The sequence below is a fragment of the Paenibacillus sp. Z6-24 genome, from assembly GCF_054161335.1.
Genome location: NZ_CP096398.1, coordinates 479,073 through 501,509, shown reverse-complemented (window position 1 = coordinate 501,509; position 22,437 = coordinate 479,073). Strand labels below are relative to the sequence as shown.

The 22,437-nt window shown below is 53.0% G+C and carries 20 protein-coding genes; 11 read left to right on the top strand and 9 right to left on the bottom strand.

The genetic code is table 11. The features are described 5' to 3' along the window. Positions 1-116: 116 nt before the first annotated feature. Entirely contained in the window at positions 117-836 is a 720-nt protein-coding gene (locus M1D61_RS02170) for a 3-ketoacyl-ACP reductase (RefSeq protein WP_458120992.1), read from the top strand. Between the two features lie 226 nt (positions 837-1,062). Then, positions 1,063-1,647: an LOG family protein gene (locus M1D61_RS02165; protein WP_458120991.1), complete on the top strand. Its 585-nt coding sequence runs from the start codon at positions 1,063-1,065 to the stop codon at positions 1,645-1,647. A gap of 147 nt (positions 1,648-1,794) precedes the next feature. On the opposite strand, the gene M1D61_RS02160 is transcribed toward M1D61_RS02165, so the two are convergent. From M1D61_RS02160 to M1D61_RS02150, 3 genes are all read right to left on the bottom strand, one after another. Beyond that, entirely contained in the window at positions 1,795-3,501 is a 1,707-nt protein-coding gene (locus tag M1D61_RS02160) for a methyl-accepting chemotaxis protein (protein WP_458120990.1), read from the bottom strand. 312 nt (positions 3,502-3,813) lie between these two features. Then, positions 3,814-5,355: a PucR family transcriptional regulator gene (locus M1D61_RS02155; RefSeq protein ID WP_458120989.1), complete on the bottom strand. Its 1,542-nt coding sequence runs from the start codon at positions 5,353-5,355 to the stop codon at positions 3,814-3,816. Positions 5,356-5,401: 46 nt separating this feature from the next. Beyond that, on the bottom strand, positions 5,402-6,349 hold the full coding sequence (locus M1D61_RS02150) for an aminopeptidase (protein WP_458120988.1): 948 nt from the start codon (positions 6,347-6,349) through the stop codon (positions 5,402-5,404). 238 nt (positions 6,350-6,587) lie between these two features. Between M1D61_RS02150 and M1D61_RS02145 the strand changes: the two genes are divergently transcribed. The 3 genes from M1D61_RS02145 to M1D61_RS02135 all read left to right on the top strand — a co-directional run bounded on the left by M1D61_RS02145 (position 6,588) and on the right by M1D61_RS02135 (position 8,747). Continuing rightward, the gene (locus M1D61_RS02145; protein ID WP_458120987.1) at positions 6,588-7,121 is read left to right on the top strand and encodes an isochorismatase family protein; all 534 of its coding nucleotides are present in this window, start codon (positions 6,588-6,590) and stop codon (positions 7,119-7,121) included. A gap of 123 nt (positions 7,122-7,244) precedes the next feature. Then, positions 7,245-8,090, top strand: a complete 846-nt coding sequence (locus M1D61_RS02140) for a basic amino acid ABC transporter substrate-binding protein (protein ID WP_458120986.1) — start codon at positions 7,245-7,247, stop codon at positions 8,088-8,090. 3 nt (positions 8,091-8,093) lie between these two features. Continuing rightward, positions 8,094-8,747, top strand: coding sequence for an amino acid ABC transporter permease (locus M1D61_RS02135; protein ID WP_458120985.1), 654 nt, complete (start codon positions 8,094-8,096; stop codon positions 8,745-8,747). Positions 8,748-8,926: 179 nt separating this feature from the next. On the opposite strand, the gene M1D61_RS02130 is transcribed toward M1D61_RS02135, so the two are convergent. The 4 genes from M1D61_RS02130 to M1D61_RS02115 all read right to left on the bottom strand — a co-directional run bounded on the left by M1D61_RS02130 (position 8,927) and on the right by M1D61_RS02115 (position 13,223). Next, a complete protein-coding gene (locus tag M1D61_RS02130; RefSeq protein ID WP_458120984.1) occupies positions 8,927-10,303 on the bottom strand; it encodes a TrkH family potassium uptake protein in 1,377 nt (458 codons plus the stop codon). Positions 10,304-10,322: 19 nt separating this feature from the next. After that, positions 10,323-11,459 carry a nitric oxide synthase oxygenase gene (locus tag M1D61_RS02125; RefSeq protein ID WP_458120983.1) on the bottom strand — a complete coding sequence of 379 codons (1,137 nt, stop codon included), beginning with the start codon at positions 11,457-11,459 and terminating at the stop codon, positions 10,323-10,325. 370 nt (positions 11,460-11,829) lie between these two features. Next, on the bottom strand, positions 11,830-12,312 hold the full coding sequence (locus M1D61_RS02120) for a Dps family protein (RefSeq protein ID WP_458120982.1): 483 nt from the start codon (positions 12,310-12,312) through the stop codon (positions 11,830-11,832). Between the two features lie 143 nt (positions 12,313-12,455). Further along, the gene (locus M1D61_RS02115; protein ID WP_458120981.1) at positions 12,456-13,223 is read right to left on the bottom strand and encodes an AIM24 family protein; all 768 of its coding nucleotides are present in this window, start codon (positions 13,221-13,223) and stop codon (positions 12,456-12,458) included. A 500-nt stretch (positions 13,224-13,723) separates the two neighbouring features. On the opposite strand from M1D61_RS02115, the gene bacA reads away from it, so the two are divergent. The 3 genes from bacA to M1D61_RS02100 all read left to right on the top strand — a co-directional run bounded on the left by bacA (position 13,724) and on the right by M1D61_RS02100 (position 16,506). Then, positions 13,724-14,560, top strand: coding sequence for an undecaprenyl-diphosphate phosphatase (gene bacA, locus M1D61_RS02110; RefSeq protein ID WP_458120980.1), 837 nt, complete (start codon positions 13,724-13,726; stop codon positions 14,558-14,560). Positions 14,561-14,701: 141 nt separating this feature from the next. Continuing rightward, positions 14,702-15,073, top strand: coding sequence for a hypothetical protein (locus tag M1D61_RS02105; RefSeq protein WP_458120979.1), 372 nt, complete (start codon positions 14,702-14,704; stop codon positions 15,071-15,073). A 92-nt stretch (positions 15,074-15,165) separates the two neighbouring features. Next, positions 15,166-16,506 carry a hemolysin family protein gene (locus M1D61_RS02100; protein ID WP_458120978.1) on the top strand — a complete coding sequence of 447 codons (1,341 nt, stop codon included), beginning with the start codon at positions 15,166-15,168 and terminating at the stop codon, positions 16,504-16,506. Between the two features lie 137 nt (positions 16,507-16,643). On the opposite strand, the gene M1D61_RS02095 is transcribed toward M1D61_RS02100, so the two are convergent. Both M1D61_RS02095 and M1D61_RS02090 read right to left on the bottom strand, forming a co-directional pair. After that, a complete protein-coding gene (locus M1D61_RS02095) occupies positions 16,644-17,708 on the bottom strand; it encodes an anthranilate phosphoribosyltransferase (RefSeq protein ID WP_458120977.1) in 1,065 nt (354 codons plus the stop codon). Positions 17,709-17,728: 20 nt separating this feature from the next. Further along, on the bottom strand, positions 17,729-18,328 hold the full coding sequence (locus tag M1D61_RS02090; protein ID WP_458120976.1) for an ANTAR domain-containing response regulator: 600 nt from the start codon (positions 18,326-18,328) through the stop codon (positions 17,729-17,731). Between the two features lie 425 nt (positions 18,329-18,753). Between M1D61_RS02090 and nirB the strand changes: the two genes are divergently transcribed. The 3 genes from nirB to cobA are packed head-to-tail and all read left to right on the top strand — an operon-like array spanning position 18,754 to position 22,423. Further along, positions 18,754-21,240 carry a nitrite reductase large subunit NirB gene (gene nirB, locus M1D61_RS02085; RefSeq protein WP_458120975.1) on the top strand — a complete coding sequence of 829 codons (2,487 nt, stop codon included), beginning with the start codon at positions 18,754-18,756 and terminating at the stop codon, positions 21,238-21,240. 18 nt (positions 21,241-21,258) lie between these two features. Further along, positions 21,259-21,588, top strand: coding sequence for a nitrite reductase small subunit NirD (gene nirD, locus M1D61_RS02080; RefSeq protein WP_046212720.1), 330 nt, complete (start codon positions 21,259-21,261; stop codon positions 21,586-21,588). Positions 21,589-21,631: 43 nt separating this feature from the next. Continuing rightward, positions 21,632-22,423, top strand: a complete 792-nt coding sequence (cobA, locus tag M1D61_RS02075; protein ID WP_458120974.1) for a uroporphyrinogen-III C-methyltransferase — start codon at positions 21,632-21,634, stop codon at positions 22,421-22,423. Positions 22,424-22,437 lie beyond the last annotated feature (14 nt).

Below are 22,437 nucleotides of genomic sequence, written 5' to 3'. Positions count from 1 at the left end.
ATATGTAACCAATTTGATTACCCTTTTGTGAATATCATGAAACATTTTTTTTGCGGGAAAATTAGTAGTATACTATTGCAGTAGGATATTATCGTGAAAATGGAGGTTATTTTATCATGGAATTACGCAATAAAACAGCCATTATTACTGGGGCCGGCAAAGGAATCGGTAAAGCAATCGCCGAGGCACTCGCACGTGAAGGCGTCAATCTGGGTCTGCTCGCGCGCACAGCTGCCGATCTGGACGAACTGAAAAGCACACTATCCGAACAGCACGGTGTACAGGTATTTACCGCTGCCGCCGACGTATCCAACTCCCAGGAAGCCCGTGCAGCCGTGTCCGAACTGGCCTCTTCACTCGGTCATGTGGATATTCTGATCAACAACGCCGGTACGGCTTCCTTTGGCAAACTGGCGGAGATGGACCCGGAACAGTGGGAACAGATTATCCGTGTTAACCTGATGGGCGCTTATTATGTGACCCATGAGCTGCTGCCAGCGATGATCGAACAGGGCAGCGGCGATATTATCAATATCGCTTCTACTGCCGGTGAGCGCGGCTTTGCGACAGGTTCGGCGTACTGTGCATCCAAGTTTGCCCTGCTTGGCATGACTGAAGCGCTGATGCAGGAAGTACGCAAGTCCAATATCCGTGTCACTGCGCTCAACCCGAGCACTGTGAATACGCCGCTGGCGGTCAATGCCGGTCTGCCGATCGGTGACGAAGACCGTATGCTCCAGCCGGAAGATGTGGCTGAACTGGTACTCGCCGGTCTCAAGCTGCCTTCCCGTGTCGTACTGAAAACAGCCGGTATCTGGACCAATAATCCACAGTAATCCTTACCTTTTCCACCCTGCTATCCCCTGCCACGTATAATCCGGCAGGGGATTTTTGCTGTCAACTTGACGAGGAGTAAGCGTGCAGCGGAGATCCTGCCTATGTTTATTTTGTATAAAACATTATTTATTTTGCATAAGGCTTTATTTCCCAATGAACTGCGTAAATAAAGGTTATATATACTATGGTATACTGTAAATTATTCCCTTGTAAGGAGTGAACAGCATGAAGTCGATCTGTGTATTTGCAGGATCAGCAGCAGGACATCATCCTGATTACCTTCAGTATGCTGCACAGCTGGGTACCCATATTGCCGGCCTCGGCTACCGCCTGATCTACGGCGGGTCGCGTCTGGGTCTAATGGGTGCGGTAGCGGATGCGGCACTGGCTTCCGGCGGCGAAGTGACCGGCATTATGCCGGGCGGACTGCTGCACGGTGAGCGGGTACATCAGGGATTAACAGAGATGATACAGGTAGGCAGCATGCATGAACGCAAAGCCATGATGCAGGAGCAGGGAGATGCCTTTATCGCACTACCCGGCGGGCTCGGTACCCTGGAGGAACTATTCGAAGTATTATGCTGGTCCCAGATCGGCATTCACAATAAACCACTCGGCCTGTACAATATTCGCGGCTACTACGATCCGCTGCTGGAGATGGTTCGGCACAGCATGAACGAAGGCTTTACCGGGGAATCCTGTCTGAGCCGGCTGTTCGTCTCTGACAATCCGGAGGAGATTATCCAGGCGGTCAGTCATGAACTGCCGATCACCTCAGATCTGCGCTGGAATCCGACCGGCTGCCAGTAAGCTGCCAGCTGCTCTTTTACTGACCAGTACCGATAGGCGGATTACGCATATTGGTTACTGCATCAGGCAGTAGACACTGCCTTGATTATTATAAATGCCCGCTGACGCACGGTGGTAATTCCACCGGTTCAGCGGGCATTTGTATGCTCAGGATAATACTTTGGATACGGCCGACTGCAGCTGGCTGGACATCGCGTCCAGTTCCTGCGAACCGGCGGCCAATGTCTCCAGTTCACTCGCTGCCGTCTCGGAAATTGCCAGCACACGATTGGAAGCGGACAATGTATGTTCCATCGTCTCTTCCAGCTTGCTCATCATGCTGGTCACATGCTTGGCATGTTCTACCTTTTCACGGGCAATAACGGATACTTCCTGTACGCTAGCTGCCGTTGTACCCACCGCCTGCCAGATCGCTTCCAATGCTTCTCCGGAAGACTGGGCGGCTGCACGTCCGGTATCCAGATGCGTTCGACCCTGCTGGAGCATTTCAACTGCCTGCTGGAGCGAATCGCTCATCTTGCTGGTAAATTCTTCGACCGAATTGGCTCCCTCGCTGGCCTGTTCTGCCAGCTTGCGTACCTCGGAAGCAACTACGGCAAAGCCTCGTCCTGCTTCCCCGGCGCGTGCCGCCTCAATCGAAGCATTCAGCGCCAGCAGATTGGTCGAGCCAGCAATACCGGAGATGGTATGGGCAATCGATTTGATTTCCTTGGAATACTCCGCCAGCTGACCGACGATACGAGCATTTTCCACCGAAGAACGGGCAAAGCTGTCCAGCGCATCAATCGTCTGGGCCATCGTTTCCTTGCCCAGCTGGGCGGTCTCACGGGTATACTGTGAATCCTGGACGGCGCCGTCCACACGTATCGCTGCACGCTGGATCAGCTGTGACAATGCATTCATCGTCTCCATCGAATCATGCAGTACCCGGCTGCCGGCTTCGGCATTCTCATTCATTTCCTTGTTGCTGACAACGACCTGGCTGTACGAGCTGCTCATCTCTTCCAGAGAGCGCGAGAACTGCTCGGACGAGAAACTGATCTGATTTGCCGAGGAATACATATTTTGGCGGATATCCTGCATCAAATGGGACAGATTATCCATCATCGTACGGATCGAAGCGGACAGTCTGCCAATCTCGTCCCGGCTGTGCACTTCCGGCAGTTCCACCTGCAGGCTGCCGCCGGCGACCTGCTCTGCGGCACGTGTGATCATGGTGAGCGGACGCAGCATACGCTTGGTCAGCAGCCAGATCACAACGATCGCTGCGAGGACTTCACAAATAATGAATAGAATAATGCCGCGCTCAAATTCATTACTGGCCTGCTCGTACGGAGCATTCGGCACACCAACATACCAGATGCCGATAATATCACCTGCTGCATTGTGAAGCGGTACATAGGCAGCCTGATTAACCTGGCCCACGACTTCCGCTTCTCCGGTATACGGCTGTCCCTGCTTGAGCACCACATTTCCCACCTTATCGGAAATCTGCGTGCCCACCGCGCGGCTGCCGTTCGGCTTGATCACATTGGTCGCTACACGCGTATCCTGCAGAAACAGTGTCGCGGTATCGCCTGTTTTCTTGCCAAAAGTATCCAACCAGTCAAAGTTGTCGTTCATGACGGTAGTGCCTTTGTACAGCTTGCCATCCCGTGCGGACCACTCCCCCGGATACATGGCATCAATCAGCAGCATACCGGTGTCCAGATCACTGAGCAGTTTTTTCTGCGCAGCCCCCACGATCTGATGATCCGCTTTCTTCACGGCATAGTACCCGAGCATTCCACTGCCGATAATAATCACCAGACTGATGAAAATCACCATTTTCTCCCTAAAACCCAATCTTCTCATAAACCCCTGATTCCCCCTCGGACATGGCTCTGTCCTATGATCCATAATAGTGCCAGTTTCTCATGAACCCGCATATATTCTGTAGATTCTATTGTCAGGATGCTGTATTCGATAGCAGGTTCCAAAGCTACTGGTCAATAACTAGCTCAACAATACCTTATCGGAGCTGAAGGTTGATTAGTTAATATTTTTTACTTAAAATTTGAAATTCGGCAACTATACACCTATAGGTCCAACAAAAAAGCAATGCCTCAGCTTTTCAGGCCGGGCATTGCTTGGTGTTGTAGAATCTATGGCAGACAGAACATCCAATCAGCCTTCCGGATGCTCCATCAGGTAGTAATAGATCAGGCACATATGAATGATAAACTGCTGGTGCGGGTCGTTCAGGTCGATGCCGGTGATATCGCGGATTCGGTCGAGCCGGTACTTGACCGAATTGCGGTGGATAAACAGGTGGTTGGCTGTATCCATCAGGCTGCCGCGACTGTCCAGGTAAAAGAACAGTGTGCGCAATAGATCACTGTGATGCTCTTCATCGTACTGCCGGAGCCGGCCGAGCTTGCGGTCGAACAGTTCGCCAAAACCTCGCTCATCGACCGAGCCGCGCAGCAGGTGGTAAATCTCCACATCCTTGAATGCGGTCAGTGAACCGCCTCCGCTCAAGCGGCGAGAGATGGTCAGTGCGCTGCGTGCCTCGCTGTATCCATGATGGATGTCCCACAGCCATTTCGGCCGGCCGATTCCTGCACGGTAGCCGTGCAGATGGCCCTGACGGTCATTTAACCAGCCAGCGATAATGGTATCCCACGGGATCTCCTGCTCTTCGCCTTCTGCAGCCTGTTCCTGCTCCGGAGGCGGGGTGGGCAGGAACAAAATAGCACGGTTGCTGCGGAATTCCACATGGGGACGGACTCCATATTTGTCCGCCTCGATGGACAGCAGATGATTCATCCACTCTTCCTCCGGGGCGGTCTGGCCTTCGATCACGACAATCTCCCACTGCTGCGCCGGATTCATGCCGAGCTGGCGTCCGCGCTGCTCCACTTCCTGGCGCGGTGGAACCGGCGGGGTCATCAGCTCATCGATAAAGTTGCCGCGCAAACGGCTCTCCGTATCCTCGATGATTTTGTTGCGCATCAGCTCCAGCGCCAGTACCAGCCGTGCCTGCTCCACACCGACCTCTTCCATCGCGTCCAGCTTTTCCTTATCCACGATCAGGCGGGCAACGCTGCGCCGGTCGACATTGATGTTCCAGCTGAGCGGATGATCTGCCTGCCGGTAATCCCAGCCCACCGGGGAAGAGACGATAGTGACACCGGTGTTATCAATCACGGCGACCGGTGCCTTGAGCAGATCGGAGACATGGTCATTGACCGCCTGGATGCCGATATTCTCCAGCACCATCATGGTCAGCTTGCGGTACACTTCATCCGACCGCCGCAGCATGGAAGCCTGACGATCCAGTACCTGTTCCATCACCGCCTGGGTGATCTCCGTATACGGAATATCCGGCGGCAGCTCGATCAGCGGCAGTCCGCATTCTTCACTCAACCGGATCGCCTCCTCCGGTATGCCCTGGAGAAAATGCGCCGGCTTGATCGCAAGACCGGCTGCCCGCCCTTTTGACAAGGCGACGATCATATCGGACAGCCGTCCCGGTTCATGCCGGATCGGATAGGCCGTCGTCATCAGCAGCACACCTTCTCGGACCCAGCCTTCCAGATCCGGCGTCTCCATAATATCGATAAATTGTACCGAACGCTCCAGTCCGCGCTCGCCGCTAATGACGCTGGCGCTCCGAAGGAGCGGAATCTGCAGCAGTTCGCGCAGTGTTACTCCTGTTGTCTTCATTTCTGTTCACCGCCGTTATCGCAAATTGGTACTCTGTATCCGTCCGTTAGTCCAGCAGCTCGCCGGCACGCATGATCAACTGATCATCCAGATACACATCCGGCTGCTTCACCACGATATCGATATGTACACCTGCCGCTACCGTACCGCCAAATGTATTATTGCTGCCAAAGGCCACATGGATCGTTCCATATACCTTCTCGTCTTCCAGTACGATGCCGGTGATACGGGCTTTGTCATTCGTACCGATTCCGAACTCGCCCAGCATGCGCCCCTGGTCATCTCCGAGCATACGCAGCAGTTCATCGCCTTTGTCTCCTTCAGCGGCCGTCAGTCTGCCCTCCGCAACCGTCAGCAGCAGCGGACTGCTCAGCGCGCCAAGGCCTGCCACTGAACCATCTGCCAAAATTTGTCCTTCTGCGGTGCCTTCCAGCGGTGCGATATACGCTTCACCGGAAGGCAGATTGCCGGATTCACCGGGATTCAGATACAGCCCGGTACTCGGTACGCCTTCTCTGCTGTCGATGGAGAAATTCAGGCTGTAGCTGTCCTTTTCGATTCGTACGGTGGAAGCGCGGGTCAGCATCGCTGTGACTTTTTCCGTCAATTCTTTGACTTTGGAATACTCGGCAGTGATTGCACCGTGGGTGAACATGTCTTCGGTAATGCCCGGCATGGTCGCCACACGTGCACCCGCAGCAGCTGCCTGCTTGCGGGCAGAGGTATGGGTCAGGGAGTAGCGGGTGACGCAGACGGCTACCGAAGCATTCATCATCGCCATGGCAATTGAGGCCGGCGGTTCTTCGCCTGATTTGCTGCGTTCCTGCATGACCATCAGCATCGATTCGGCGCCGAGGCGCTTGCCTGCTTCATACAGGGATTCTGCCAATTCCTTGCGGCTGTCATCGGTTACGACAAGCAGGGTTTCGCCGGGCTGAAGACCCAGACAGTCGGTCAGTACGTTTTTGCTGATTTCAATCCGTTGTTCGTTCATATGTCTCCATCCTTTTCGTTCTTTTTCTCCGGCTCTTGGGAGCGGGTTGGGTTATACATATATTGTTCCATAAGTCCGCTCAAAACGCTAATCATTCAGCAGACTTAGGCTGATCCGGATCCACTGTGCAGAAGTGCCGGAATCGAACCGGGAATTTGCATCCATGACGATAGCCCAATTTGCGGTATAATGGATGCTTGTTACATACTTTACCATGCTAAAGAGAGGATGATTCACCATGAAGCAGGCACTGATTATTATCGATATGCAGGAGATTTTTTTCATGGGTGAGGAAAATGCATTATACCGCCGTGAACCGCTGGTTGCGAACGTGAATGAGCTAATTGCGGGAGCACGCCGCCAGCAGGTACCGGTGGTCTTTATCCAGCATACCAGCTATACGCCGGGTGAGGATCTATACGTGGATACGCCGGAATGGCAGATCTGCAGCCACCTGTCCCGCATGTCCGAAGATACGGTTATCCGTAAAACCCGCTGGGATTCCTTTTACCGGACCGAGCTGCTGGAATGGCTGCAGCAGCATGAGATCGAACAGCTTATCTTCGCCGGAGCCCAGACCGAATTCTGTCTGGACACGACTCTGCGCGCAGCCTACAGTCTCGGTTACCAGCATAATATTGTAGCAGCGGAGAGTCACAGCACACTCGATAGCAGGACACTGACTGCCGAGCAGATTATTCTTCATCACGAAAATATATGGGATGGAAGATTTGCTGCACTGAAATCTGCTGATATCATTTTTAATTCCTAGTAAAAAAGATTTTTTCATATTTATATGTAAAATAAACTGACACATATCACATATTTTCATTGTTATCCCTTATATTTCTTGCTAGAATCTCTAATATACATTCAAATATTAGGGGGTTACATAGTGAAAAAGGGGTATTTGTTAATTTTCCTAACATTGTTAATAAGTCTGGTATCTGCCTGCGGGCAGCCACCTGCACAGGACCCTGCTCCTGCTGCCAGCAGTGAGACCGGTGAACCTGCCGCAACCAGCGGACCTGTCAAATTCGCTACCGACGCTTCCTATGCACCGATGGAATTTATGGATCTGGATCAGGTCAAAGGATTCGATATCGACTTTATCGCAGCAGTCATTAAGGAAGCCGGACTGGAGCATGAAGTGACCAATGTCGGCTGGGATACGATGCTGGAGAGCGTACGCCAGGGCACCGAGTATCAGGCAGGCATCTCTTCGGTATCGATTACCGATGAGCGCAAGGACAGCTATGACTTTTCCCTTCCCTATTTTGAATCGACCAATATCATTATGGTCAAACAGGGCAGTCCGATAAAATCCGCGCTGGACCTCAAGGATAAAAAAGTCGCTGTCCAGAACGGCACCACCGCCGATATTCTGATGACAGGCATCATGGGCGACAACAATGCCGGTCTGAGCAAGTTCGAAAGCAATGCGCTGGCATTGATGGAGCTGGACAGCGGCGGAGCCGATGCGGTCGTCGCCGATATTGCAGTGGTGCGTGAATATATCAAAAACAACCCGGATAAAAATCTGGTGAGCATCGCAGACTCCCAGAATTTCGATTCCGAGTATTACGGCATTATTTATCCCAAAGGCAGTGACCTGAAAGCCAAGCTGGACCCGGCGATTCAGAAAGTGATCGACAATGGAACGTACGCAGAGATCTACAAAACCTGGTTTGGCGAAGAGCCGGATCTGACCAATCTCAAAGCAGCCATGGCCAAAGGCTAAGCCATGCAGGAGTTTCGTTTTGATATCATCCTGTATTATCTGCCCATGCTGCTGCGGGGAACCCTGCTCACGATCGGGATCTCCATTCTCTCCATTATTCTTGGCTCTCTGCTCGGTTTGATCGTCGGCTTTGGCCGGATGTCGCCACGCGCCTACTTCTGGCTGCCGGCGGCCTGTTATATCAATTTCTTCCGCGGTACGCCGTTGCTCGTCCAGATTCTGATCGTGCATTTTGGCGTCGTACCGGCGCTGGTCGGTCATACGGATGTGATGATCGCAGCGATACTGTCAATGACGCTCAATTCGGCGGCCTATACGGCAGAGATCTTCAGAGCCGGTATCCAGTCGGTGGAAAAGGGACAGACCGAAGCGTCCCTGTCACTTGGTATGACACACCGTCAGACGATGCGCTACATTATTCTGCCTCAGGCGATCAAGCGGATGGTTCCGGCGTTTGGTAATGAATTTATCGTGCTGATCAAGGACTCTTCCCTGCTCACCGTAATCGCTGCCAAGGAACTGATGTATTATGCCAACGTAATGCGCGGACAATATATGCGCATCTGGGAACCATATCTGACGGCGGCGATCATTTACCTGATCCTCACCTATTCACTGAGCAAGCTGCTCAACTGGTGGGAACGGCGAATGAATTGAAGCTGTCCTGCCCACCATGAACGAATGATGGGCAGACTAACCAGCCCTTCTTTTCACGGCAGAGCCAGCCTGTAATTTCTCTATTCTGTCTCCAACCGAAAAAGCCTGTTGTCCTGCCGGAGTTCACAACCTCCAAGCAGGAAAACAGGCTTTTATTCTATTCGCTCATTCTGTGCGTATCAACCGATCAATACCTTTTCTTCCGGATAGCTGTACTTGGCCGGACGCTTCGTCTGCGCCAGTGCAAAGGCCAGTGCCAGCGGACCCAGACGTCCGATGAACATCGTGATAATTATAATCAGCTTTCCGGCAGGAGACAGATTCGGCGTCAGGCCCATCGAGGAACCTACCGTACCAAACGCGGACACTGCTTCATAGAAAATCGCCAGGAATGTAACGCTGGAACCACTCTCCGTAATCGCCAGCAGGATCGTCAACACACACACAATACCAAACGAGATCATAATAACCGCCAGCGCCCGGAATGCCATTTCGAAGCTGATTTTCCGCTGAAAGGCATGAATCTCCGTACGCCCGCGAACAACGCTGTACAGACAGAGGGTCAGGACCGCAAAGGTGTTGATTTTGATGCCGCCTCCCGTCGATCCGCTGGCTGCCCCGATGAACATCAGAATAATAAAAACAAATTGGGTCGCAGCCATCAGGCCTCCAATATGGATAGTGTTGTACCCGGAAGACCTCGGCATCATCCCCTGGAACATCGCCGCCCAGATCTTTTTCCCTGTACTCAGCGGTCCCAGTGTCGCCGGATTGCTCCACTCTGCTATCAGTACAAAGGAAATTCCAAATACGGTAGCGATCAGCGACGCTGTCAGTACCAGCTTGGTATTGAGCGAGAAGCGGCGCCAGCGGCGCTTTTGCAAAATATCCGTCAGTACGATAAAGCCCAGGCCACCGATCACAAACAGGGTAATCACGACGGTATTTACGACCGGATCACCGACATGGTCGGACAGACTATCCGGACTCAGCGCAAAGCCCGCATTGTTAAATGAAGAAATCGCATAAAAGGCACCCTGGTACCAGGCATGTTTCCAGCCAAGCTCCGGTGTCCAGTGCAGCGCCAGCGTAATCATCGCTACCGATTCCAGTACAAAGGCGATCAGGAAAATGTTCAGTGACAGCTTGACCAGTCCCTGCGTGGAGAAAGCATTGGTCGCCTGCTGAATCATCAGCCGCTGCTTGAGCCCGATCTGCTTGCCCAGCAAAACGGCAAATAATACCCCGAATGTCATAAAGCCCAGACCTCCGATCTGGATCAGCACCATAATCACGACCTGTCCAAATACGGAAAAATCCGTGCCGGTATCCAGTACAGCAAGCCCGGTTACACATACTGCAGACGTCGCCGTGAAAAGGGCATTCAACCAGTCAACAGACTTGCCGTTAGCGCTGGACAGCGGCAGCCGGAGCAGCAGCGTACCGATCAGGATCATAACTGCAAATCCCATCGGTATCAACCGGGCCGGATTCACAAAGCTCTGCATCTGCTGGCTCATCCGGTGCGAGCCCTTGCTTTTTCCGAATCCTAGCATGTTCTAATTAGTCATCCTCTCAATGAAACGGGCAGCCGCCTCCATCCGTGGTTCCGGTCTCGCTCCGCTCATATTTTTTGTCCTGATAAAAGAAATTCGGCGTGACCGTCCGGTTGGGATACGGACGATGGAAAATATGCGTCGTGGCCGGAGACATGGGCGGAATCAGCCATACCCAGTTCCCGGTCACTTCACGCCCGGCTGCCGCCTCACGCTGCTCGAACTTCTCAAATTGCGAAGCTGCCGTATGATGATCCACGATGCTTACGCCGGCCTGCTTGTATGAATACAATACCGCGGCGTTCAGTTCCACGAGTGCACGATCCTGCCACAGTGTCGACTTGCTGACCGTGTTCAGCCCCATGATCCGGGCCATCGCCGGCAGCAAATTATAACGGTGCTCATCGGCAAAGTTGCGGGCGCCAATCTCTGTACCCATATACCATCCGTTAAACGGCGCAGCCGTATATTGAATCCCGCCGATATTCAGCCGCATCTCGGACACAATGGGAACAGCATACCATTTCAACCCGAGCTCTGTAAATTCCGGAAAATCCGGATGTATCATCGGTACTTCGAGCACATCCTGCATCGGAATATTGTACCACTGGGGAGCGTCGTTATTCTCACTTATAACCAGCGGCAGCACATCAAAATCAGTGCCTGCTCCCTTCCAGCCCAGATGCTGACAGAATCGTGTAAAGGACAGGGAAGAAGAGTCTCCTTTTACCCCCTGTTCCGTCTCATAGCCGGCATACCGGATCAGCTGATGATTCCAGATGCGCGTCTCACGCCCCTGTGCATCACGCGGACGGAAAATGGTGATCGTCGGACGGATTTTGCCGCCATTGGTTGCATACCGGATATGTTCCAGCAGCTCGGCAGCAATCTGGTCGGTACCTTCCACCTGCCGGGCATCGCGTACATCCAGATGATCCCAGAACAGGCGGCCGATACAACGGTTGCTGTTGCGCCAGGCCATTTTGGCACCGTGACTCAGCTCTTCCAGCGTATGGGTATAGATGCCCTCACGCTCAATTTCTTCATATATTGCTTCCAGCCGCGTGGCCGTCTCGGCTTCACTTTTGCCAAGTTCTTCATAACACACACGGATAAAGGATTCTGCTTCCTGAACAAGCGGATAGGTTACCGCCATCTCGTCCACCTCATTATTTTATGGATTTCATTAAATCTATCCTGTACATACGGATAAACGGCGCTTCCGGATGAAGGCCGCTGATGGTCCTGTATCTTCGTCAAATGAACTTACTTAATATAAGCTTCTACCCATTATACGTGAAGCAGAAGTGATCTGGCAGTAACAACAGCAAACTGTCACAAAATCAGCACACAAAACACAGCAAAAAGCCTGCCAGGTAGTAGATCCGCTACCCGGCAGGCTGATGTAAGGCCATGCATAAATCAAATAGTATTCGTTATTGTTCATAAGGGGGTATGAACCGGACTGCCTCAGCAGTTATTACAGGTCAAAAGGGGTGGATTGCTGTATACGGCTGAGCTGCAGATTAGCGGCCCAGGTAAGCGTTGAGCATCCAGGCAGCTTTCTCCACTTCACCGCGGATACCTGTCAGTAGGTCGGCAGTTGGGTGGTCAGCCAGCTCTTCAGCCAGTGTGATCGCTTCGCTCATCTCACCGGACAGGGTAGCAAAGTCTTCCACAACGGAAACGACCATTTGGTTGGCAGTTTCATTTCCTGTTGCTTCCAGCAGTGTGGACAGCTCCAACTGTTCCTTGATGGTAGCGACCGGACGTCCGCCGATAGCCAGCAGGCGCTCTGCCACATCGTCCATATGACCGGTTACCTGATCATACAGCTCTTCGAATTTGGCATGCAGGGTGTAGAAGTTCTCGCCTTTAACATACCAGTGGAAATTGTGCAGCTTGGTGTACAGTACGGACCAGTTGGCGATTTGAATGTTCAGTGCGTTATAAAGGGAATCGATCTGTGTATTCTCGGATGTATGGGTTTGATTATTTACAGTTGTCATGGTTAATTCCTCTTTTCTTTATTTTAAATTTAGACTTATTCTAATTCCTGATATAATCATAACAGAATATTTTGGATTTGACTAGTCCTTTTTTATATTTTCATACCTGTTTCTGAAAAAAGGTCTTTCTCACCGTCTGCGGATTAGCTGTATGCCGCCAGCGGGGCCAGCCAGACCATACCGGTGCCGCGGTATACATTGACCAGTCCTTCGCCGGAAGCAGCCGAGCCCAGACGGGTCTTGCCGGAGCGTTCCACAGTAAAGTTCAGCGAGTTCGACCACATCATCGCAAAGTTGCCGTCCACCTTGAGTTCATCATTTTGCAGTTCCACCACAACTGCTTCTTCCGACGGAATCGGTGCTTCCAGCGCGATGACGCCCTTGCCGCGGGCGCTCATATTAAACAGACCTTCCCCGCCAAGCACGGCAGATGACAGATTGCTGCGTGCAGTTACGCCGATGCGCAGTGAAGTCTCGCATGCGAGGAACAGTCCATCTTCGATCACCACTTCGTCGTTGTCCACATCGATCAGCCAGATGTATTTGTAGGTAGGTTCCAGCAGAATGGTGCCTGTTCCTTTATAGAGCGGCTTGATCGCACCTGTCCCGCTTGCTGCTCCGCCGAAAAAGCTGCGAACTGCTCCTCCCGCATCCTTGATCCCGGTCGTCATTTCCATCCGGCCGACGGTGTACTGCATCGCGCCTGCCTTCATCATGATCTCACTGTTGTTCAGTTCGATCATTAGCTGCTTGCGGTGCATATTGCTGTGGGACATGTAATACTGCGCTGTAGCGTCCATTACCGAGGTGGTGCTGAGATCCTTTATGTATTCCAGCACCGTAAAGCTGCCCAGTTTTTCCTTGATCACCGTATTGCTGTTATCTGTCAGATTGTTAATTACAAAAGCCATGATAAATCACTCCTTTTGGTAATGGGTATATGCCGGGATTGTATTCGGCCCTTGTCTGCAGATGTTTGCCAAAGAGCCTGCACCTATCTTAACGGAAGCGCGTCAGTAAGCAATGTTCTCTTCTTATATACTACATATATTCAATAAGGGTTCTGAATTTCAACATTTCTATCGGTTTGTCACAAATAAATTAATCGACAGCTTTCGACCGCATTCCCATCCCAAAATAACCCTAAAATCCGATGTAAGCGATTCCTTTTGGTTGGTGGCTAACCTGTCCTAGTCCTTTCAGTTCAGAACCCAGCCAGGCAGCCCAAAATCCGCTCCTGTCAACGGACAGACGGCAAATTGACTGGTGCCTACTTTTTCTCATACTATGGTAGAAGCGTGGTTTGCTTTCTGCAAACCGAACATCATGTTGGAAATAGGCGTCATTGTTTATGTAAACCAAGTCAGGTATTTGCTATCCATGCAAATACACATCCAAAGGAGGTCCATTCGTGGATATTATTTCAGCCATTATTATGGGTATTATCGAAGGGCTCACCGAGTTCCTGCCGGTGTCCAGTACAGGTCATATGATTCTGACCGCTTTTCTGCTGGGACTGGACGAGAATTCCGAGCAGGTCAAATCATTTGAAATCGTCGTACAGCTCGGTGCCGTACTCGCCGTTGTCGTTCTGTATTGGCGCAAATTCATCGACATCCTGATGACAATTCCCGATCTGTTCCGCGGACGGCTTAAACAGGACAATCGTCCAGGCGCTCCACACCGCCTCAATATCTTACATATCGCACTAGCCATGCTGCCGGCTGTTGTTGTGGGACTGCTGCTGCATGATGTAATCAAAAAATACCTGTTCGGTCCGCAGACGGTTGTATACAGTCTCGTGGTCGGCGGTCTGCTGATGATCTATGCCGAGTGGCGCAAAGGTCGCAGCGCAGGCAATATGACGGTCGATGATATTACGTACAAGCAGGCTTTTGGTATCGGTCTGTTCCAGTGTCTGGCACTGTGGCCGGGCTTCTCCCGTTCGGGTTCAACGATCTCCGGAGGGATTCTGCTCGGCGTATCCCACGTCGCTGCCGCCGAATTCACCTTCCTCGTGTCCGTACCCATCATGTTCGGTGCAACCGGCTATGATCTCTACAAGAGTGCCGAGTTCCTGAGCATGGATGATTTCGGCTTCTTCGCTGCCGGATTTATTACGGCCTTTATCGTGGCCATGATTGCGATCAAAACATTCCTGAGTCTGCTCAAACGTCTGTCGCTGACCGTATTCGCCATCTACCGTTTTGTGCTGGCAATCGTCTTCTTTATTCTGCTGGCCATGTAACCCGCAAAAAAAGAACATTGGTTTTTGAAACGATATCCTGTAAAATACGTATAACTTTAACTAATGTCATTTTTGTGCCTTAATGGTACAGGGATTACGATAACGGACGGCTCTGCCGTCCCGACAAATGGGAGATGCTACTTGGATAATTTACCTTCACGAAGGCGGCAGATGAGTGCACTGCTCTTTAGCCTGGTCATGCTGCTGTTCTGCCTGCCGTTTCAATCGGCGGACGAAACAGATTATGACTTTGCCGTTACGAACGGTATCAGTCCGTGCAATATGTCATTCGGCTCGGCACGCCATGCCTGCAATACAGATGACGGCAATGATCTGCCGAATCTGCCGGCGCTGATGTCACTGACGGCTTTTTTTGCAGGCCAGACACGGATTGTGGCGATAGATCGCGCTCATCTGCTTTCCTCTATACCCCTCTTGCTTAAGCGTCTGCTCCTGGCTGCGCTCAAGTACCGGTCCAATTATATGGATAATGTATCCGTACGTTGTTCTTAGCGAGGTTTCTCGTCGTCACGGAGCTGCCATACGGCAGAATACTATCATCCAAATTGTATCGGTGCGCAAACGCACGAAGGGAGAGAATTTTTTTGTCAGACGGTGGTATAAATATAGGTCTTAATCTGACCTTGTTCGTTATTTTGATTATTTGTACGGCGTTTTTTGTTGTTGTGGAATTTGCAATTGTAAAGGTACGTCCGAGCCGGATCGACCAGCTCATCGCCGAAGGGAACAAAAGCGCAGTCGCGGCCAGACAGGTCATTTCCAATCTGGATGCCTACCTGTCCACGTGTCAGCTGGGGATTACCATTACGGCACTCGGACTTGGTATGCTCGGGGAGCCTACCGTTGAAGCGGTACTGGAACCGGTATTCCATGATATGGATGTACCTGCAGCGGTGTCGCATATTTTGTCCTATGCAATCGCATTGATTCTGGTAACGTATTTCCACGTGGTGGTCGGTGAATTGACACCAAAAACCGTAGCCCTTCGCAAAGCGGAGCTGGTGACCCTCTATACGGCACGTCCAATTATTATTTTCAACCGCATCATGTACCCGTTCATCTGGCTGCTGAACGGATCGGCGAACGGCCTGTGCCGTCTGATCGGTCTAAAACCTGCCAGCGAGAATGAAGAAGCCCACTCGGAAGAGGAACTTCAGATCATTCTGAACGAGAGTTACGAGAGCGGCAAGATCAACCAGAGTGAATTTGGCTACGTGAGCCGTATCTTTGCCTTTGACGAGATGATCGCCAAGGAACTGATGGTGCCGCGTACCGATATGGTCTGTCTGTTCACCGACAAGACTCCTGCCGAGAACCGCGAGATTATCCGCAGAGAGCAGTACACCCGTTTCCCGGTTGCTGAAGGCAGCAAGGATAATATTGTCGGCATGATCAATACCAAGCAGTTCTTCCTCGCGGCTGAAGAGCAGGCGAATCTGAATGTTGCTTCCCTGATCCATCCGGTCATGTCCGTATCCGAGACGATTCCGGTTAAGGATCTGCTCAAGCGGATGCAGCTGGAAGGCACGCATATTGCGATTCTGGTCGATGAATACGGCGGCACTTCGGGTATGATCACGATCGAGGATATTCTGGAAGAAATCGTCGGTGAGATTCGTGACGAATTTGATGCGGATGAAGAGGATGAGATTCAGCGGATCAATGAAGATCATCTGATCGTGGATGGTAAAGTATTTATTAACCGCGTGAACGATATTCTCAATATCGAATTGGATGATGAAGAACTCGATACAATTGGCGGCTGGTTATACGGCCAGCGTCCCGACCTTCCGGCCGGTGCTGTGTATGAATTCGAGAACCTGAGCATTCGTGTTCTGCGCCGCGGTGTGCGCCGCTATCGCAAGCTGGAGATTACCCGCAAACCGGTAACTTCCAATGATGAAACCAACGAAAACAATCAATAACAGACTGTGTACCGATTCAGTGACAGGCTTTGATCGCCGAATCATGGATACAGCGTCTGTACCGAAATAGCATGCCTAGCAGCCGCTTCCCGGATTCCGGTGAAGCGGCTGCTTTTTTGTATATATTCCGCTGTCTTTCAGTATACACTGCCGGTCGGCAGCATATTCGGCTGCTCACCGCGCATCAGACTGCCCCACTGCAGGTACAGCTGACGGGCCTGTCCGCTCTCCAGCAGGGCTTTAGCATCATAGACGCCCTGTTCGACCGAACCGGCTCTGCCGGCAAGGTAGAGCCGGTAGGCGCTATTCAGCAATACCTGGTGGGTAAAGGCCCGGTCGGCGGTGCCAGCAAGTACCTGCTCGGTCACAGCGATCTGCGTCGCCGCGGTCCAGTTCATCTCCGGTACAGACATATCGAGAAAGTACGCTTCCGGATCAATAATCTCCAACCGGGCTTCCCCATTCTCTACGCGATACGTACGGGTCGGACGGTCGATGAACAGATCCTCCGAGCCTTCCGGCCCCTGCACGATAAAGGCCCGTTCATAGTCCAGCCGCAGCAGCAGCTTGGACATGCGCTCAAAAAAGGTATTATGAAATACGCCGTATACTAGATACGGCGCCTGACTATAGTTCATCAGCTTCTCGGCCGTATTAAGCACGGTACGCACACCGATCTCTTCGCGCAGCTGGCGCAGGTCGCCAAGGGGCGGACACCACTGCTCGGCCGCCACGAACAGCAGCCCCGTCTCGGCCGCCGCATGCAGTGCCTGATCACGGGTGAGATGATGGGTATCCACACCCATCTCACGCAGCAGCAACGGCAGGGTCACTCCCCATTTGGGCGGCAGCGGTTCACTGCCATGGAGCGTCACCGGCACACCTGCAGCAGCCAGCACAAAGGAAGTGGCAAACCCGGCGATAAACGATTTAACCCGTCCGTCATACGGCCCGGCGCAGTCTACTCCCCCTCCGCGAAAAGGTGTCCGCCAGGACAGCTGGCGGCATACATCCACAAATGCCTGCATCTCGTCCACATTTTCCATTTTCATGCGTTCAGCCATAAAAAAGGCACCGACCTGTACATCGGAGGCCTGCCTGTTCATTATCATACTGGCGACATGCAGCGATTCTTCGTAATTTAGATCACGGGAACCGCGCTTGCCGCGCCCGACTTCCTTGAGTATCTCGGTCATGTTCATGTCAGATTCCTCCTCTGGCTCTACGATTGCAGCAGCTGATGCGCTTTGACGATGGCGGTCGCCACATCTACCATGCGTTTACGTTCATTCATGGCCTTTTTGCGCAGCAGGTCATAGGCTTCCGCTTCGGAAATATTTTTCATGTCGGCCAGGATGCCTTTGGCCATGTCGATCCATTTGCGCTCTTCCAGCCGGGACTGCAGCTGGCTGCGCTCACTGGCCCACTGCTGCCGCTCCATGCACTGCCTGGCTGCAAAATGCAGAGCCCAGTGCAGCTCACGGTCACACATCGAAGGCGTAAGTATGCCGTCTATCGCAATCTCGGTCTCACAGGCTTCCACAGAGGAAGAGGCGGTCTGCTGACTGCACCACCACAGCAGTGGAATCGGCCGGGACTGCGACAGCAGCTTTTCCCATTCGGGGATCTCCTCAATCGGCAGGTCCAGCACGGCCGCATCCGCTTCCCCAAGCAGCCGGAGCACGCGGGTAGAGCTGTCTCCATCGGCGACCTGTACCTGATAACCGTTCTCTTCCAGCATCATCTCGGGGAATAGGCCCGCTGCTGCCCGATTCGGATCATCCATGATATTTTCCATTCGAATAACGAGTAAGGAACGCATTATACAGATACTCCCTCCTGTCCTGGTCCATCTGGTGCAGCAGAAAAGCTCACATGTTATTTGGGAATAAGCTTTTTTATGGATAAATCACTGGTAAGAATGAAATAAAATACAGTTTTTGATATTTTTCATGTAAACATAATTAACTTATAATTTCAAATAAAATTTTTATGTTATTTATATTGACACATATTTATACATGTCTTATAGTTAGCGCATAAGTAACGAGAGGATACAACGATGTATCTGATAGGACGGCAATGAAGCCTGTTCCGTTATACTGCAAGCTGCGCTATTGCTGCGCCCTGCCTGCTGTGTAACCGGACAGGCTTTTTCTATTTTCATCATCTATTGTCTGTTCTGTCAGCAAACAGCCGCTCCGTCATATACAAGAGATGAATGGATACCTGGAGGGAGAGATTCGGATGAGAGAGAACAACCAACCGATCAAAAAGCTGGTACTGGCCGGCAACGGAATGGCCGGTGTACGCATGCTGGAGCATCTGCTCAAGCTGGCTCCGCAAGCTTATGAGATTACCATTTTCGGTGCAGAACCGCATCCCAACTATAACCGGATACTGCTGTCGTCCGTACTCGCGGGCGGAGCAGATATGAATGATATCATCATCAACCAGCTGGACTGGTATACCGACAATGCCATTACCCTGCATACCGGCGATCCGGTCGTGCAGATTGATCCAACCGCCCGTCGGGTCATCTCATCCAAAGGCATCACCGCCGACTACGATGAATTGATCCTGGCGACCGGCTCCAGTGCCTTTATCCCCCCGCTGCCCGGCGCGGACAAAGACGGAGTGATCGGCTTTCGCGATATCCGGGACTGCGAGACAATGATGGAGACAGCCCGAACGCATCAAAAAGCCGCTGTCATCGGCGGCGGGCTGCTCGGACTGGAAGCGGCTCGCGGGCTGCTCAATCTGGGTATGGACGTCACGGTCATCCATATCAATGAGCATCTGATGGATCGCCAGCTCGATCGTCCGGCAGGACTGATGCTGCAGCAGGAGCTGGAAGCACAGGGTATGAAATTTCTGCTGAGCAAGCGCACCGTCGAACTGACCGGCAAGCGCCGGGTACAGGGATTGCGCTTTACCGACGGTACCTCGCTGGAAGCCGATCTGGTCGTCATGGCAGTCGGCATTCGTCCGAATATCCAGCTGGCCCAATCCGCCGGATTGAATATCGGACGCGGCATTCTCGTCGACGATTATATGCGCACCAACGTACCGGGCATCTCGGCGGTCGGCGAATGCGCAGAGCACCGGGGAATCGGCTACGGACTCGTAGCTCCGCTGTATGAACAGGGAACCGTACTCGCCAAGCGGCTCGCCGGTGTGGAGACGCTGCCGTATGAAGGCTCTGTCACCTCTACCAAGCTCAAAGTATCCGGCGTGGATGTATTCTCTGCCGGTGAGTTCCAGGATACACCGGATACCCGGTCGCTGCGGATACAGGACGATATCGATGGCATTTACAAAAAACTCGTTATGCGGGACGGACGGCTGATCGGTGCCGTACTGTTCGGAGACACATCGGATGGCGCCTCCCTCTTCTCCCTGATCAAGAGCGGTGAATCGGTCAAGGGCCGTGAAAAAGAACTGCTCACCGGCCAGCCAGCCGCCGGAGCTGCTGCCGTCTCTCCGCTCCAGCGGCTGGAAAGTATGCCGGATGACGAGATTATCTGCGGCTGCAACGGAGTCAGCAAGGCTGCTATCGGCGATGCGGTTCAGAACAAAGGCTGCAATACGATGAAGTCGCTCAAAGCCTGCACCAAAGCATCCGCTTCCTGCGGCGGCTGTGCACCGCTCGTCGAAGGACTGCTGCAGCTGTACGCCGGCGACAATGCCGGGGCCGCGGTCAAGGAAGGCATCTGCGGCTGTACCTCACTTGACCGGGACGAAGTGGTGTCCGAGATCCAGCGCATGGGACTCAAAACCGTACGTGAAGTGATGCATGTGCTGGACTGGGCCGAACCGGAAGGCTGCTCCAAATGCCGCCCGGCCCTCAACTACTATCTGGGCATGCTGTGGCCCGGCGAATACGAGGATGAAAAGGAATCCCGGTTCACCAACGAACGCTATCACGCCAATATCCAGAAAGACGGCACCTACTCGGTCGTGCCCCGCATCTATGGCGGCGTCACTTCACCTGCCGATCTGATGAAAATCGCCGCTGTCGCAGAGAAATACAATGTACCGCTCGTCAAATTCACCGGCGGACAGCGCCTCGATCTGCTCGGCATTCAAAAGGAAGACCTGCCGAAGATCTGGGAAGAGCTGGACATGCCATCCGGCCACGCCTACGGCAAAACGCTGCGTACCGTCAAAACCTGTGTCGGCGATACCTTTTGCCGGTTTGGTACCAAGGATGCGATGGGTATGGGGATCAGGCTGGAAAAAGCATTTGAACGCATGGATGCTCCTGCCAAGGTCAAGCTGGCGGTCTCCGGCTGTCCGCGCAACTGCGCCGAATCCGGTATCAAGGATGTGGGCATCGTTGCCCTGGACGGCGCCTGGGAGCTGTACGTGGGCGGCAATGGCGGTGTGAAGATCCGTGCCGGTGAGCTGCTGCGTACGGTGAAGACAGAGGATGAAGTCATGGAGTGGACATCTGCCTTTCTCCAGTATTACCGGGAAAGTGCCCGCTGGAATGAGCGTACCGCCGCCTGGATAGAACGTGTCGGTCTGGAGCTCATCAAGGAAAAGCTGGCCGATGCAGATACCCGTCAGGCGCTGGTCAGCCGGATCGAAGAGACACTGAGCTATACAACCGATCCATGGAAAAAGATTATCGAAGACGACAGCCTGCGCAAAAATTTTGAAGACCTGAGCGGAGCAGCAGCACTGAGCGGAGCAGCAGCACTGAGCGGATCGTCACCGGCACGCCACTAATCCAAGGAGGAATCAGCGATGAACAGAATGCAAATCGCCCACATTTCCGATATCGATGTCAAAGGGTCACGCACCTTCACCCTGGGAGAGACGGAAGTCGCCCTGTTCCGGCTCAGCGACGGCAGTATTCACGCTGTCGAGAACCGTTGTCCCCATAAGGGCGGCAAGCTGTCGGAAGGCATGGTCTGCGGCACCACGGTTCACTGCCCGCTGCATGACTGGAAAATCGAACTACGCAGCGGCAGAGTGCAGGAACCGGATGAAGGCTGTGTGAATACCTTTGCGACCGAGATCGACGAGCATAGCGGGTCCATCTATATCACACTCCCTTCACTGGCAGCCAGGTAGGATGCAGCAGGCACGTATTTCATCATGATAAGGAGGCCATGCGATGAACAGAGGACAGGGAATGGTAAGCATCATCGGCGCAGGACCGGGCGATCCGGAGCTGATCACGGTCAAGGCGCTGCGGCGGATCGAGCAGGCCGATGTGATTCTGTATGACCGGCTCGTCAGCGAGGAACTGCTGCAGTACGCAAGGCCGGAAGCACGTCGGATCTATTGCGGCAAGTCTCCGGGTCTGCATCATATGAGTCAGCAGGCTATTCATCGTGCACTGCTGCAGCATGCTTCGGCCGGACTGCATGTGGTGCGGCTCAAAGGCGGCGATCCGCTCGTCTTTGGCCGCGGTGGCGAAGAAGCGCTGTTCCTGCAGGAGCATGGCATGGACTATGAAATCGTGCCCGGTGTGACGGCAGCGATCGGCGCTGCGGCAGGTGCGGATATTCCGCTGACGCATCGCGGGATAGCGACTTCCTTTGCCTGTGTGACCGCCAGCCGTGCACAATCGGAAGCTGGCAGCGAATCCGCCGGAGATGGAGTACGCTGGGATCTGCTCGCCGGCAGCGTGGATACGCTGGCCATTTACATGGGCGTCAGCCAACTGCAGCAGATCTGTACCGAACTGGTGCGCTATGGACGGCCTGCCGACACGCCGGTCGCCATTATCGAGAATGGCACGACCGCTGTCCAGCGGGTGCTGACCGGTACGCTGGAAGATATCCATACGATTGCACAGGCCGCCCGGCTAGGCAATCCAGCGCTGATTATCGTCGGCGAAGTTGTGCGCATCCGTGAACAGCTGATGCAGATCCGGCAGCAAGCACAGACCATGATCGGGTGAAGTCCAATATAATC

What these genes read in the sequence shown, in the direction of transcription:
- M1D61_RS02170 (WP_458120992.1), top strand. Translation starts at nt 117, where the DNA reads ATGGAATTACGCAATAAAACAGCCATTATTACTGGGGCCGGCAAAGGA.
- M1D61_RS02165 (WP_458120991.1), top strand. Translation starts at nt 1,063, where the DNA reads ATGAAGTCGATCTGTGTATTTGCAGGATCAGCAGCAGGACATCATCCT.
- M1D61_RS02160 (WP_458120990.1), bottom strand. Translation starts at nt 3,501, where the DNA reads ATGAGAAGATTGGGTTTTAGGGAGAAAATGGTGATTTTCATCAGTCTG.
- M1D61_RS02155 (WP_458120989.1), bottom strand. Translation starts at nt 5,355, where the DNA reads ATGAAGACAACAGGAGTAACACTGCGCGAACTGCTGCAGATTCCGCTC.
- M1D61_RS02150 (WP_458120988.1), bottom strand. Translation starts at nt 6,349, where the DNA reads ATGAACGAACAACGGATTGAAATCAGCAAAAACGTACTGACCGACTGT.
- M1D61_RS02145 (WP_458120987.1), top strand. Translation starts at nt 6,588, where the DNA reads ATGAAGCAGGCACTGATTATTATCGATATGCAGGAGATTTTTTTCATG.
- M1D61_RS02135 (WP_458120985.1), top strand. Translation starts at nt 8,094, where the DNA reads ATGCAGGAGTTTCGTTTTGATATCATCCTGTATTATCTGCCCATGCTG.
- M1D61_RS02130 (WP_458120984.1), bottom strand. Translation starts at nt 10,303, where the DNA reads ATGCTAGGATTCGGAAAAAGCAAGGGCTCGCACCGGATGAGCCAGCAG.
- M1D61_RS02125 (WP_458120983.1), bottom strand. Translation starts at nt 11,459, where the DNA reads ATGGCGGTAACCTATCCGCTTGTTCAGGAAGCAGAATCCTTTATCCGT.
- M1D61_RS02120 (WP_458120982.1), bottom strand. Translation starts at nt 12,312, where the DNA reads ATGACAACTGTAAATAATCAAACCCATACATCCGAGAATACACAGATC.
- M1D61_RS02115 (WP_458120981.1), bottom strand. Translation starts at nt 13,223, where the DNA reads ATGGCTTTTGTAATTAACAATCTGACAGATAACAGCAATACGGTGATC.
- M1D61_RS02095 (WP_458120977.1), bottom strand. Translation starts at nt 17,708, where the DNA reads ATGAACATGACCGAGATACTCAAGGAAGTCGGGCGCGGCAAGCGCGGT.
- M1D61_RS02090 (WP_458120976.1), bottom strand. Translation starts at nt 18,328, where the DNA reads ATGCGTTCCTTACTCGTTATTCGAATGGAAAATATCATGGATGATCCG.
- nirB (WP_458120975.1), top strand. Translation starts at nt 18,754, where the DNA reads ATGAGAGAGAACAACCAACCGATCAAAAAGCTGGTACTGGCCGGCAAC.
- nirD (WP_046212720.1), top strand. Translation starts at nt 21,259, where the DNA reads ATGAACAGAATGCAAATCGCCCACATTTCCGATATCGATGTCAAAGGG.
- cobA (WP_458120974.1), top strand. Translation starts at nt 21,632, where the DNA reads ATGAACAGAGGACAGGGAATGGTAAGCATCATCGGCGCAGGACCGGGC.